Here is a 13,632-nt window from a genome sequence, read left to right as displayed (position 1 = left end):
GCCGTTCACGCCGTTTCGCCCCGGACACCTGCTCCCGGGTTTCCCCGGCACGCGACCACGCCGAGAGGCAGGAGACCCAAGCGTTGATGTCGACGGACCGACCCGCGCCACCGCGCACCCCCAACCGGCAGCTCGCCGCGCTCATCTCAGAGGCGGGCTTCTCCCACGCGGGGCTGGCGAGACGGGTCGACCAGCTCGGCCTGGAGCACGGCCTTGACCTGCGCTACGACAAGACCTCCGTCACCCGCTGGCTGCGCGGCCAGCAACCGCGCGGCACGACACCGGCGTTGATCGCCGAGGTGTTCACCCGGCGGCTCGGGCGGCGGCTGACCGCACAGGACCTGGGGCTGGACGCCTGTGCTCCGGTGTACGCGGGCCTGGAGTTCGCCGCGGGCCCGGGCGAGGCGATCGACATCGTCTCCGGGCTATGGCGCAAGGACACCGGCCACCACGCGGAGCTGCGCAAGATCGCCTTCACCTCGGCGGGGCTGGTGGTGCCCAGTCGCGACTGGCTGATCGGGCGTCCGGACGAGCGGGTGGCCAGCGTCCCCTCCCCCGCGGCCGCGCGGGTGCCCACCCAGGGCGGCCGTCCCGGTGCGCCGCCGGCGGCGCGGGCCGAGGCGTACCCGCTCCAGGAACGGGGGCCCGGTGAGCCGGTGACGAGCGGGGACATCGCGGCGCTGCGTTCGGTGGGCGAGATGTTCCGCGCGCTCGATCAGGCGCACGGCGGCGGGCACGCCAGGCCGGCGCTGGTGCGCTATCTGGAGCTCGAGGTCGAGCCGATGCTGCGCGGGGTCTACGGCGAGCAGACCGGTCGCCGACTCTTCGGCGCCGCGGCCGAGTTGACGCGGCTGGTCGGCTGGACCGCATTCGACATCGCGGCGCACGGGCTGGCCCAGCGCTACTTCGTCCAGTCCCTGCGGTTGGCACAGGCCGCGGCCGACCGCGGGTACGGCAGCTATGTGCTGGTGACGATGAGCCGGCAGGCGGTGCATCTGGGGCACGGCCGGGAGGCGGTGCAGCTGGCCCGGGTCGCACAGCAGGGCGTGGGCGGCGCGGCGCCGCACGTCGTGCAGTCGCTGCTGCACTCGGCCGAGGCGCGCGGCCACGCGGCACTGGACGAGCCGCGGGCCGCCGAGGCGTCGCTCGCCAGGGCGGAACAGGCGATGGCGGACAGCAGGCCGAGCGAGGAAGTCCCGCACTGGGCGCTGTACTTCGACGAGTCGCGGATGGCGGCGGACTTCGCGCACGCCTGCCTGGCTCTGCGCCAGTACCGCAGCGCGGTCACGTACGCGGAGAGGTCGCTGCGGCAGAGCATTGGCGACCGCGCACGGAACCGGCTGCTGTGCCAGGTGACGCTGGCCGCAGCTCGGTTGGGCCTGGGCGAGGTGGAGCCGGCCTGCACGCTCGCACTGGAGGCGGCGCGGGCGGCGGTGCACATGCGCTCGGCGCGGGCGATCGAGGCGGTGCGGGAGTTCGAGGCGCTGCTGGAGCCCTACCGCGACGCCCCGCCGGTGCGCGGCTACCGCGACCGGGTCGCCGCTCTCGGCTGAGGCGCTGCCCGCGGAAGAGAAGAAGGGCAGAGAGGGTGCAGGGGCCGACCGGTGCGTGCGGCGTCCGGCCCGGCCCACCGGGCGCGTGAACGGCAGCCGCTCGCAGGGGAGCCGGGCTCCGCCCCGACCGGCCGGGCTCTGTTCGCGACGCCGAGCCGGCGCCAACTCCCCTGCCCCGCAACGGACTCGCCACCCCTTCAGCAGGAGCGGACGCCCCTGCTGAAGGGGTGGCGGGCACTTCCCCGGAAGCCCTGCGCGCAAGGTCGTCGGACTGCGGCCACGGCGTGCCCCGCGCGCGCGGCGGTCCGGCGTGCCGCCGCTCCGCACGGGAGCGGCGACACGCCGAACTCGACTCAGAGCGGCGGGAGTTGGGCGTCCGCCGCTTCGAGCAGCCGGGTGACCCGGACGCCGAAGTCCAGGTCGCAGTCGTGCCGTTCGGGGGCCAGCAGCGCGTCGATCGCCCTGCCGAAGGCGGCCTCGGCGGGCGCCACGCGCTCCGGCATCTGCACGACCCCGGCGCTGCCGCGCAGCTCCGCGCTCACGCCGGCCGCCGCGGGCGGGGCGGAGTGGGTGACGGTGATCGTGCTGGAGGCCCCGGAGGCGTGCCGCAGCACCAGGTGGACGGTGTCACCGGGACCTCTGACGGCTGTCACACCGCTGGGCTCGACCTCGCCGAGCGCGGGCAGCAGCACCGAGAGCGCGTGCGGGCCCACGTCCCAGAGTGCGCCCTTCTCCTGTCGCCAGGGTGAGGCCGCGTACGGCGATTCGGAGCCGCCGAACACCGGTGAGTACCAGTCGGCGCGACCGGCCGACCAGCCGCCGGTGACCCGCTGTTCGGCGATCCAGCGGGCGGTCTCGGGCGAGAAGCGCAGGGTGAAGAAGACCACCGAGCGGACCCCGGCCCGTTCCGCCGCCGCGGCGAGGCGTTCGGCGGCCCCGGTGGTGGTGGCGACCGGCTTGTCCAGCAGGAGGTGGCAGCCGGCCTCGGCCGCGCGGATCCCCAACTCGGCCTGTACGTCGGGCGGGAGCGCGACGGCGACGGCGTCGCACTCTGCCAGCAGGGCGTCGAGGTCGCGATAGGCGGTGGTGTGGTGGGCGGCGGCCAACTCCTGTGCCGCTTCCGGCCTGCGACCCCAGACACCGACCAGTTCGGCCCGCGGGTGCGCGGACAGCGCGACGGCGTGGGTGCGGCTCGCCCAGGGGCCCGTGCCCAGAAGTCCGAACCTCATGCGGACGCCTGGAGCTTGTGGGAGACGTACGTGGCCGGATCGAGCTCGCTCACGTGCGCGGACAGATGGAGCCGCCGTCCGGGCCCGGCCGCCAGCCGCTCCTTGAGCAGGGCGAGTACGCCCGCGGCGAGTTCGGCCTTGGCCTCCCTGGTGCGGCCGGCGTGGATCGCGACGTCGACGTGCACCATGTCGACGTCCTCGTCGCCGTCCGCGATGACGCCGTCCTGGATCGGGCGCAGGACGGTCTTGCAGCCGGCGACCTGTGCGCCGACCGCCTTCTCGGTGATCCGGTGGAGATCGCGGCCGAGGGCCCTGCTGTCGAAAGTGCCGGTCAGTGGTGCGGAGTAGTCGACTGTCAGATGGGGCACGGCGACTCCCTGATGCGGTGGCGGGCTGTCCGCCTCGGGCGGTTCGCGCTCCAGGGTATGGCCCGAGCGACGGTGGTGCGGGGAGCGGTGCCGATCCGATGCTGCTCGGACCGGCACCGCCCGCGTCTCAGGAACGTCCCGCGGAGTCCGGCGCCTCGTCCGGCCTCCCGGATCGACCGGAACCACCGTCGGTGGCGAGCGTTTCGCCGTCCTCGCCCGCGGTTCGGTCGCCGTCCGCGGTTCCGTCGCCGCCCGCGCGGGCGGTGCGGGTGCGTGCGTAGAGCCCGAGTGCGGCGTCCAGCGCCAGGAAGGCCAGCAGGCTGATGCCGAGCAGCGGCATGAACCAGCCCACCAGCGCGGTCACTCCCACCAGTGGCAGCCACCAGGTCACCGGTACCTGGCGCCAGGTACCGCGCGGGTGTGCGCGGCCGAAGGCCAGGCGTGGGCCGTCGGTGGGTCGGCGCTGCCACCACATGCGGTAGCCGAGCACAATCATCGCGACCACCGAGAGGGCGAGCGCGAGGAGCATCAACTGGTTGGGCAGACCGAAGAGTTGACCGTTGTGGAGACTGATGCCCCAGCTGCTGAGCGAGGCCAGCAGCGGGTAGTCGGCGAAGTCGAGGCGGTCGGTGAGCTCGCCGCTGGAGGCGTCGAGTGCGACCTGGTCCATGCGCTGCGGGAGCTGGGTGTCGATCTCCTTGACCAGGTACGCGCCGGGCACTCCGTCCTCGCCGACCACCGGCGGCAGGATCTCCAGCGGGCCGGAGATCCCGTGCTCGTCCTGGGCGATCTCCACGATGCGGTCGACGGCGAGGACCGGGTGCTCGGAACCGTCACCGCCGCCCTCCCCGTGGCCCTCGTCGCCCTCGTGGCCTTCATGACCTTCATGACCTTCATGACCTTCGTGGCCGTCGCCGCCGGAACCGCCGTGCTCCTCGTGGCCCGCGCCCGGATCGGTGGAGATGACCGGAGTGCCGCCGCCGACCTTCTCCCGCAGCTCGCCGATGTTCCCGCCGGCGTAGGCGGACCACGTCAGACCGGTGGCGGAGAGCATGATCACGCCGAGCGCTGCCCAGAGTCCGATCAGGCCGTGCAGCGAACGGGTGCGCCGCAGCCCGGTGGTGCCCTTCAGCCGCCGCTGGGAACGCCGCCTGCCGAGCCACAGCAGGACACCGCCGAGCGCCACCACCCACAGCCAGCTGGCCGCCAACTCGCTGTAGAGGCGGCCGGTTTCACCGAAGTGCAGCATGCGGTGCAGCTCGGACACCCAGGCGCGGTACGGCAGTGCGCCGGAGCTGCCGTAACTGTCCAGCGCGCCGCGCACCTCGGCGGTGTAGGGGTCGACGAAGACAGCGAGCAGCCTGTTCTCGGCGGCGCTCGGGTCGTCCAGCATCACGCGGGTGGTGGCGCCGGGATTGTCACCGGGCCGTACCGCGCTCAACTCCCCTTCCGAATGGGCTCGTTGGGCCGCCGCCACCTGCTCGGAGAGCGGCAGCACCTGGTCGCCGACCGGAACGGTCAGCTCGTCGGAGTACAGGACCTTCTCGACCTGGTACGAGGTGGAGTACAGCGCCCCGGTGAGCGCAGCGACCAGCAGGAAGGGGGCGATGAGCAGCCCGGCGCAGAAGTGCAGCCGCATCACCAGGGGCCGCATCGCCCGCAGGCCGGAGCGGCGGCGGGGAGCGGCGGGTTGCGGTCGGGGAGAGGGCTGCGGGGGGTCGGTCTCGACTTCTCGCGCAGAAGAGGATGAGGACATGTCTGGTGTTCCCTTGTCAGTGGCGAGGTTGGCCATGGGGTCGCCGGGAGTCACGAGCGGGCACGGGGCAGCCGCGCGAGCACGGCTGCGCACCGGGTCGGCGGGTGCGTGGGGTGAACTCCTCGACGGCGTACGGCGGTTGCCGCACGCCCGGCACGGGGCGCGGGACCGGACGGGCCTCTCTCGGGTTCAGACGAGGGCGGCTGCCGGGAGGTCCCGCCGAAGGCGTGGCGGCGCGCGGCCCTGGCGCGAGTGGGCCGGCAGCACGGTCCGCGGCGCGTCCGGCGCGTCGACGGGCCGCGGCCCGGACTCGGCCGCCGGCAGTGGCGCCGGGGCGAGCAGCAGTACGAGCACGGTGTGCGCCCGGTCGCCCAGCAGCCGCAGGAGCGTGAAGAGTGCGGCCTCGCCGCGCCACAGCCACAGGGCGCAGCCGAGCGCGGCCAGGAGGTGCACCGTGGTCATCGCGGGCGAACCGTGCACGACGCCGGACAGCAGGGCGTCGGCCCCTTCCTGCACCGAGCCGTGGTGGCCGCCCGAGTGCCCGGCGCCGGCCGTGCCGGCGTGTGCGCCGAGGTGGCCGTGCCCGGCGTCGGCCGGGGGTGCTGCCGGGTGCGCCGCGGCCGGTGCGGGGCCCAGTCGCGCAAAGAGCAGATGCAGGCCGGCCTGGAGCACGAGCAGCGCGCCGCCGATGGCGTACGGGCCGCGTCGGCGGGCAACGCCCGCCCAGGCGAGCGCTCCCACAGCGACGCAGGCGGCCAGCAGTACCCACGGCGGCACCGCCCGGCCCGAGACCGCGGCGTGACCGGCACCGGCGAGTACCACGCACACGGCTGTGAACAGCGTGGCTCGTACGGCGCGGAGCGGCGCGGCTCTGGTCTGGACTATTCGAGGCAGCACAGTGGCGGAATCATGGCACGGTCACCGACTCGCGTCAGCGGTCGGTACAGGAATTTCCCGGTCCGATTGGATCGCCGCTCCGCGTTTATTCCCCAACAACCGCGCAGGCCAGGGACGTTGAGACGGCCCGGTCGAGGGGTCGCCGACCGAGCGGCTGCCGGGGGTGTACCTGGGTGCACCCCCGCTTCGGGTGGGAGGCCCCGTGTCCGCGGCCCCGCGTACGGCCAGAATCAAGGGGCACACCACAGTGCGCACAAGGACCTTCGGAGAGGCTGAGGCATGGACGGGTCGACGGGGGTGCGGGGCGGGATGCTCGCCGCCGCACGGGGATTCTGGCTGGGGCTCGTCGCGATGACGGCGGGCATCGTTCTGGGCTCGCTGCTGCTCATCTCCCTGGCGCTCGTGCCCGCCGCCGGCATCGGGCTGCTGACCACGCCGTACGCGGTGCTGGCGCTGCGGGCGTACGCGAACAAGCGCCGTGAGCTGAACGCGGCATGGGCCGGGATCCCGGTGGGCAGCGCGTACCACAGGCTGCCGACAGAGCCGGGGCTCTCCGGCCACTTCAAGCGGTTCCTCACCCTGGTCCGGGACCCCTCGACCTGGCGCGATCTGCTGTGGGTCCATGCGGACGGCACCGCGGGCGCGGTTCTGGCGGTCATCCCGCTGGGGATGATCGCGCAGGGGATCTTCGGGGTGCTGCTGCCGTGGCTGTGGGACCCGCTCACCTCGGGCGGCACCGGCGACACCCACTGGTACCTCTTCGTACCGGTCGACTCCTTCCCCACCGCGGTGATCGCCGCCGGGCTGGGCGTGTTGCTGATCGCTGCCGGGCCGCTGCTGGCCCGTCCGCTGATGGGGGTGCACGGCCGTCTCACCCACACGCTCCTCAAGCCGCCGCCCAAGGACGCCCTGACCCGCAGGGTGAGCGAGCTGTACGAGACCCGGCACGATGCGGTGGGCAGCTCGGCCGCCGAACTGCGCCGGATCGAACGCGATCTGCACGACGGTGCGCAGGCCCGCCTGGTGGCCATGGGCATGTCCCTCGGCACCATCGAGGCACTGATCGAGAGCGATCCGGCGACCGCCAAGAAGCTGATCAGCCAGGCTCGGGAGAACTCGGCCGAGGCGCTGACCGAGCTGCGCGACCTGGTGCGCGGTATCCATCCGCCGGTACTCGCCGAACGCGGACTGGGTGACGCGGTACGAGCCCTGGCACTGCGGATGCCGCTCACGGTGGAGACGGACGTCCGGTTGCCCGACCGCTTCGAGGAGCCGGTGGAGTCCGCGGCGTACTTCGCCGTCAGCGAGGTGCTGACCAACGCGGCCAAGCACTCGGGCGCCGACCGGGTCTGGCTGGATGTGCACTACGAGCGGGACGCGCTGCGGATAGCGATCACCGATTCCGGCAGGGGCGGCGCGGATCCGGCGGGCGGCACCGGCATCACCGGCGTGGAGCGGCGGCTCGGCCCGTTCGACGGTGTGCTCGCGGTCAGCAGCCCGCCCGGCGGCCCGACGATGGTCACCATGGAGATCCCCTGCCGACCGGTCAGGCCCTGACCCCCGCCCGGCCGCACCCGCTGCGGCGCGCCCAGTGGCACTCCGGCTCCTGAGCTGGTCGGGCTCCGGCCAACTACGGCGCCCGATGGCCCTGTTGGTAGTTTCGGACGGGCGGCTCCCCCGGCCCGCTCTCCCGCTCCCTCTCGCTCCCCGGAGAAACCGTGCGCGTCGTACTGGCCGAAGACCTCTTTCTCCTGCGCGACGGACTGGTGCGCATGCTGGAGGCGTTCGGCTTCGAGATCGCCGCGGCGGTGGAGAGCGGACCAGAACTGACCGAGGCGCTCGCCGAGCTGCGACCGGACGTGGCCGTGGTGGACGTACGGCTGCCGCCGACCTTCAGCGACGAGGGCCTGCAGTGCGCCCTGCAGGCCCGGCGGGAGCGGCCCGGGCTGCCGGTGCTGGTCCTCTCCCAGCACGTGGAGCAGCTGTACGCCTCGGAGTTGCTCGCCGACGGCAACGGCGGGGTCGGCTATCTGCTCAAGGACCGGGTCTTCGACGCGGAGCAGTTCATCGACGGGGTGCGGCGGGTGGCCGCAGGCGGCACCGCGATGGACCCGCAGGTCATCCAGCAGCTGCTGACGCGACGCGAGCGCGACCGTCCGATGGCCGCACTGACACCGCGCGAGAAGGAGGTCATGGAGCTGATGGCCCAGGGCCGTTCCAACGCGGCCATCGCCGAACGCCTGGTCGTGACGGAGCGGGCCATCGCCAAGCACACGGCGAACATCTTCCAGAAGCTCCAGCTGCCGCCCGCCGAGGACAGCAACCGCCGCGTGCTCGCCGTGCTCGCCTACCTGGACCACGGCAGCAGCAGCTGACACCCGGCCCCGGTTCGCCGCCGCCGGGGTGTACGGGCGCGTTCGGGCGCGTGGCGGGGCAGTTGCGGCGTACGGCGGGCGCGGCGTACGGCGGGTACGGACGCTGTGCGGCGGGTACGGACCCGGTGCGGCGGGCGCGGCGAGCGGCGCCGGCGCGGCAAGTGACCAACTGCGGATTCACTCGTTCTGCTCAATGTGGCCCCTTCAGACGTGACTTCCGACCGCGCGGACCGAGCAGCAGGTACGGCACCGGCCGACGACGAGCAGCAGCCCGGCGGTGCGGCTCCGCCGGACCCGCACGCCCCCCGCGACCAGCCGACTCCTGCGTCGGGTTCCGGCCCGGTGGCCGTCGACGTGGCCGAGTCGGTGATCGTCGAGCACTACGCGCGGCTGGTGCGGCTCGCCCATCTCACGCTCCCGGCCTCGCTGGGGCGCGAACGCAGGGTGTTGACGGCGCACGAGGTGGTGCAGCGCGCGCTGCCCAGGGGCCGGGCCGCCGACGATCCCCGGCTGCCGGCGCAGCGCGGACCCGGCGGCGGAGTCGCGGACGCGGGGTACGCCTACGTGCGGATGCGGGTGGTGCGCCGGGCGCTGGACGCCGAACACCCGTGGCGGATCGGCCCGTTGCGGCTCGGGCGCGGGCCCCGGCTTCGGCTCGGCCTGCCGCGGGCGGCAGGGCTGCGGCTGCTGCCCCGGATGTGCAGCGAGGACGAACTCGCCCTGGATCGCGCCCTTTCCGAGTGCTCGGGCGAGGGCCGGGCGGCATTCGCGCTGCAGGCCCTGGAAGGGCTGAGCGACGACGAGGTGTACGACCTGCTGGAGGCGCTCGGCGTCGGCGATCCGGACGACGCGTTGGACGAGGCGGACGGGGTGCCGCTGCCGGCCGGCAGCCGGGACGTACCGACGGCCGGCTGGGGGTTGGACCCCAGTGTGCTGCGGGCGCGCCCCACGGATCTGCTGCGCCGCCGTCAGCACCGCCGGGCCCTGGTGATCGGTGTCGCAGCGCTCGCCGTGCTCGGCGTGCTGCTCGGGATGCCGGGCGAGGGCTGGGGTCCGAGCGGCGCCGCCGCCCCCGCGTACGCACAGAATCCTGCGGCCCAACAGGCCCTGGACCCCGAGCAGTTGGTGCGAGTGCCGGGGAGCGCGTGGCGCAAGTCGGCCAGGACCGACTTCTCCGTCTGGCCCGCACGCGGCGAACTCCTCGACGACAACCGCCTGTTGAGCCGCGCGCTCGCGGTCTGGGCCCGGCCGGGCCGTCAGGTCGAGGTCACCGCGACACCCGGCACCCAGACCGGCCCGGCGGCCGGCCCCGCACAGCTGCTCTACGCCGGCGAGGCGGAAGGCGCCTCCCTGGTGCTGCTGCACGACGGGCTGCGACTGGTGCGGTACGCGGAGCCGGCGGGCGGCGAACAGGGCCCGGTCGGGCTGGACTTCGCCCGTACCGACGGCGCGGACCCGGCCGGATCCTCGGCGGCGCTGCTCACCCGGAGCGACTCCAACTCCCGCTACCTCACCGCTCCCTGGGTGAGCCGGCTGAGCACGGTGGACCTGCTCAAGCCCGACGACACCGGGAAGGAAGTCGGGCGCGGCAGCGACGGCGTGAGCGATCCGCTGCCGGCACCGCCGCTGGGCACCGGCCGCTGCGAGAGCTGGCCCGCGCTGCGCGCACAGACGAAGAGCGAACGCCCGTACCTGCTCACGGATCTGGGCGAGATCGTCCCGGCCAGGCTCACCTTCGGCACGCCCGGCACCGCGCCGGTCGACGCGCTCTCCGAACCCGCTCGGCGGCTGCTCGCGGGCTCTGCCTGCCAGTTGCCGGTGCTGAGCGGTTCGGGGGTCCGGTCGGTCAACTCCTGGCAGTTCGGCTCCCACCAGCTGCCCGAGAACGCCGGGGCCGCCTCCTGGGTGTGCACCAGGGCGGACACCTGGCGCGGCAGCCAGGGCCAGGCGTACGCGCAGTTCCGGGCCCCGGCCCCGGCCGGCACCCAGGCCGCGGTGGTGGGCCGGGCGAAGGGCGGCGCCGAATGCGGAGCCCGCGATCCGCGGGCGCTGGCGGGAGCGCTGTGGAAGTCGCCCGGCGGCACCTGGTACCTGCTGGCGGTGGGCAGCGAGGGGGTCACCTCGATCACCGCCGAGGGCGGAGTGCAGACGCGCGTGGAGGGGCGGCTGATGATGACACCGGTCGAGCAGGGCGCGAAGGCGAAGCTGCGTGCGACGCTCGCGGACGGCGGGGAGCTGGGGCCGCTGAAGTGAGCACGCCCGGCGCGCGGTTCGCCGTCCCCGCGCGGCGAACCGCCCGGAGCCGCAGCCCGCGCACGCCCCGCACGAGGAGTGCGCACGCCCCGCACGAGGAGTGCGTACGTACGCGTGAGGAGTGCGTACGTACGGGCCGCGCTCCCGGGTGCCGTCCGTGCGCCTCCGATGCATGTGATGCACACTGAACTCCCGTGTGCGGACAGCCTGTTGGTGTCCACACCGTTTCAACTCCGGGTATTCGCCGGGCAGGTTCTAAGGTGGGCGGATGGCAACCGCGCTTCGACGCAGAATGGACACGGAGCAACGCCGACAGCAGCTCATCGCCGTGGCGCTCGAGCTGTTCAGCACCCGCTCCCCCGACGACGTGTCCATCGACGACATCGCCACTGCTGCCGGGATCTCCCGGCCGCTGGTCTACCACTACTTCCCCGGCAAGCACAGCCTGTACGAGGCCGCCGTCCAGGTCGCGGCCGACGAGCTGACCGCGCTCTTCGTCGAACCGGCCGAAGGGCCCCTGACGGCCCGTCTGAACCGTGTGCTCAACCGGTACTTCGACTTCGTCCAGGAACAAGGCCCGAGCTTCTGCGCCCTGCTGCGCGGCGGCAGCGCCGGCGGCGCCACCCCCGGTGCGGCCCGGGAGGGCGCCGCGCTGGAGGGGGTGCGGGAGAAGGCGTACGCACAGATGCGCCTGCACCTGCGGCTGGCCGACCCCGGGCCGAGGCTCAGGCTGCTGCTCACCTCGTGGGTCGGGCTGGTCGAGACGGCGGCGTTCGGCTGGGTCACCGAACGCGCCGTTCCGCGCGAGGAGTTGGTGCCGCGCCTGGTGGACGACCTCGTCGCGCTCGCGGCGGTGACCGCGGCCTACGACGAGCAGACGGCGACGATGCTGCGCGCCCTGGTGGCGGGCGAGGGCCCCGACGGCCCGCTGGCCACCCTGGTGGCGCGGCTGACCGGTGTCGCGGACGGGCCCCTCGTCGGCTCCCCCGGCCGGACGGCTCTCGCGCAGGCCCCCTGATCGGGTCTCCGTACCCGATCAGGGTCGGGCTCCCTGCGGACGGCCCACCCCGCACGTCGGCGGACACCGTGTCCGCTCAGTCCCGGGGAGCGGCTTCGTCAGCCCCGGGGAGCGGCTTCGCAGGGCGCCCCGGAACATACGTCCACGATCCTCCCGGTGCGCAGGAACTCGCCGGTCTGAGCACGGGCGGCCCTGTCGTTGCGGGGATCGCCGTGGGGGTCGGCGCCCTCGCTCGGCGCCGTGTTGGTCAGGGGCTGGTAGGGCGCGCCGCTGTCCCAGACGACCATCGCCGAGCCGGTCGAGGCGGGGTACTCCAACGGCTCGATCGCCCAGTAGGGCTCCTTGTCCGGGTTCCGGCCGGCCGCGACCGTCGGCCGGTGGATCCTCGCTCCGACGGTCCGGGCCTGGACCTCGGCAGCGCTCGGCGAGACCTGGTGGTCGCCGAAGGCGACGTGCATCAGCACCCGGTGCTCGGGGGTGTTGGGCAACGGGTCGTGGGTCAGGTGCTGGGCGTACCCGTTGGTCTCGCCGCGGTCCCAGAGCATCTGGATGAGGGCCAGGTTGACCTGTTGATCGAGCTTGTCCGGGTAGGCGGTGTCCACGATCTGCTCGAAGGGCGCCCAGTTGCTGCTGCGGTTGAGAAGCGTGGAGAAGTTCATGCCGGGGACGCCGAGCGCCGAGCGTTCGACCTCGGTGGAGACGGCGGTCAGCGCGCCTCCGATGATGCCGCCCTGGCTGTTGCCGTAGTAGGCGAGATCCGCGTCGGCGTCGAGCACCGAGGTGCCGGCGTCGTTGCGGAACGCCTCGTCGGAGGCGAATCCGTCCTTGTGCGTGAGCAGCCTGCCGAGCCACAGCCCGTTCAGGATGCCCTGCTGGAGCCGGTCCGGTACGGCCGGGAACTTGCCGAGGTCCTGGAGGGTTTCGGCGACGAACGAGAGGTCGTCGGAGGACATCCCGGCCCATTTGGTGGCGCAGAACGCCAGGTTGTGCTCGGCGGCCATCGCGGTGATGCTCCCGGAGCCGACCTCGCCCTCGGCACCGAGCAGCCCATGGCCGTAGAGCGCGGGCACCGCGGGGTCGGCGAGCGCCTTGCGCGGGATCTCGCACTGGAAGGAGGCGATCTGCTTGTTGCCCTCGGTGCGCCGCGGCAGACCGCGCTCGTCGTACGCGAAGCCCGCGCCGGGCGGTCCGCCGGGGCGGTCGAGGTAACTGGGGATGTTGAAGACTCCGCGCACCGAGCGGGCGATCGGATCGTCCGCCGGGTTCTCGGTCACCTCGCCGACCACGAACTCGGGCGCAGCGTCGCCGAGTTGGTCGAAGGAGTCGTCGCGCAGGTGCAGCATGCGCTCGCTCAGGGAGCGAGTGCTGGCGACGGTGAAGTCCCAGGCGAGGTAGGCGTGTTCGGTCTTCACTCCGGCTTTCGCCAACCCCTCGAAGGCGGGCGCCAGTTGACGAGCTCGCCGGCGAAGCGCCGCTCGCTCGGCGCCCTTCGGCTCACCGGCGCCCTTCGCCTCACCGGGGCCCTTGCCCGCGCGGAGGTCGGCGAAGGCGGTGGGCGGTTCGATCGGCTTGCCGTCGCCGTCCTTGAGGTCGCGCAGCGCGACGGCGTAGTCGTGGCCGGCGATCAGGTTCTTCGCGGGCCGGACGATCAGCGCCTGTCGGTCCGGGCCGACGGCGTTCGCGTCCAACTCGGCCCAGTACGGCCACCGTTCACCGGTGGTGAGGTCCAGCAGCACGATCGGCGCGTCGTTCTCCAGCGAGCTGCCGATGTCGGTGATCGGCGCCGCGCCGGTCCTGTCCAGATCGAGGCCGGGAACGCGGGCGAGCAGCATGGAGCCCGGCGAGAAGCCGTCGCTGCGGTTCCACTCGGTGGGGTCGATCGCCGTGCCCTGGACGTTGCGCGGCATCGACGCCGGGTCGAAGTCCACCCGCCGCCCGGTCTCGGTCGAACTGTCCTTCTTCGTGTGCCAGTTGCTGGGAAACGGCAGCAGGCAGGCGGCCGGGTCGATCGGGTCGCAGCCCTGGGACGGCGTACTTGGCTGGGTGACCGGCTCCGGTGCCGTACGGGCCGAAGCTCCGGGGACGAGCAGCGTCGCCCCCAGCGTCGCCGCAAGTGCCACCGCGCCCATGACCGAACTCGCTCGAGTCGCTCGCATGCGCTCACTTATCCCGCGCGCGGGCGC

At 73.5% G+C, this 13,632-nt stretch carries 10 protein-coding genes; 5 read left to right on the top strand and 5 right to left on the bottom strand.

What is annotated here, in order from left to right; translation table 11 throughout:
• The first annotated feature begins 86 nt into the window (after positions 1–86).
• The gene (locus JGS22_RS17705) at positions 87–1,553 is read left to right on the top strand and encodes an NsdA family TPR-like regulatory protein (protein ID WP_211038191.1); all 1,467 of its coding nucleotides are present in this window, start codon (positions 87–89) and stop codon (positions 1,551–1,553) included.
• 353 nt (positions 1,554–1,906) lie between these two features.
• Here JGS22_RS17705 and JGS22_RS17700 read toward each other — a convergent pair whose 3' ends face one another.
• From JGS22_RS17700 to JGS22_RS17685, 4 genes are all read right to left on the bottom strand, one after another.
• Positions 1,907–2,782, bottom strand: coding sequence for a Gfo/Idh/MocA family protein (locus tag JGS22_RS17700; RefSeq protein ID WP_211038193.1), 876 nt, complete (start codon positions 2,780–2,782; stop codon positions 1,907–1,909).
• A complete protein-coding gene (locus JGS22_RS17695; protein WP_211038195.1) occupies positions 2,779–3,150 on the bottom strand; it encodes a 5-carboxymethyl-2-hydroxymuconate Delta-isomerase in 372 nt (123 codons plus the stop codon). The genes JGS22_RS17700 and JGS22_RS17695 overlap by 4 nt, the downstream gene beginning before the upstream one ends.
• 127 nt (positions 3,151–3,277) lie before the next feature.
• Positions 3,278–4,906: a PepSY-associated TM helix domain-containing protein gene (locus JGS22_RS17690; protein WP_211038197.1), complete on the bottom strand. Its 1,629-nt coding sequence runs from the start codon at positions 4,904–4,906 to the stop codon at positions 3,278–3,280.
• Positions 4,907–5,095: 189 nt separating this feature from the next.
• Entirely contained in the window at positions 5,096–5,728 is a 633-nt protein-coding gene (locus JGS22_RS17685; RefSeq protein WP_216815026.1) for a hypothetical protein, read from the bottom strand.
• A 354-nt stretch (positions 5,729–6,082) separates the two neighbouring features.
• Between JGS22_RS17685 and JGS22_RS17680 the strand changes: the two genes are divergently transcribed.
• The 4 genes from JGS22_RS17680 (at position 6,083) to JGS22_RS17665 (ending at position 11,449) form a co-directional block, all read left to right on the top strand.
• A complete protein-coding gene (locus tag JGS22_RS17680; RefSeq protein ID WP_211038201.1) occupies positions 6,083–7,360 on the top strand; it encodes a sensor histidine kinase in 1,278 nt (425 codons plus the stop codon).
• 161 nt (positions 7,361–7,521) lie between these two features.
• The gene (locus JGS22_RS17675) at positions 7,522–8,178 is read left to right on the top strand and encodes a LuxR C-terminal-related transcriptional regulator (protein ID WP_211038203.1); all 657 of its coding nucleotides are present in this window, start codon (positions 7,522–7,524) and stop codon (positions 8,176–8,178) included.
• A gap of 210 nt (positions 8,179–8,388) precedes the next feature.
• Complete coding sequence (locus tag JGS22_RS17670; protein ID WP_236074230.1) at positions 8,389–10,431, top strand: hypothetical protein; 2,043 nt, start codon at positions 8,389–8,391, stop codon at positions 10,429–10,431.
• 268 nt (positions 10,432–10,699) lie between these two features.
• Positions 10,700–11,449 (top strand): TetR/AcrR family transcriptional regulator, encoded by a 750-nt coding sequence (locus tag JGS22_RS17665; protein WP_211038205.1) that lies wholly within the window; start codon positions 10,700–10,702, stop codon positions 11,447–11,449.
• Positions 11,450–11,547: 98 nt separating this feature from the next.
• Here JGS22_RS17665 and JGS22_RS17660 read toward each other — a convergent pair whose 3' ends face one another.
• Positions 11,548–13,605 carry a hypothetical protein gene (locus JGS22_RS17660; RefSeq protein WP_211038207.1) on the bottom strand — a complete coding sequence of 686 codons (2,058 nt, stop codon included), beginning with the start codon at positions 13,603–13,605 and terminating at the stop codon, positions 11,548–11,550.
• Between the last annotated feature and the right edge of the window lie 27 nt (positions 13,606–13,632).

Source organism: Streptomyces tardus, assembly GCF_018101125.2.
Lineage (GTDB): Bacteria > Actinomycetota > Actinomycetes > Streptomycetales > Streptomycetaceae > Streptomyces > Streptomyces tardus.
The sequence above is the reverse complement of the archived record's forward strand: the minus strand, read 5'-3'. Positions and strand labels throughout refer to the sequence as shown.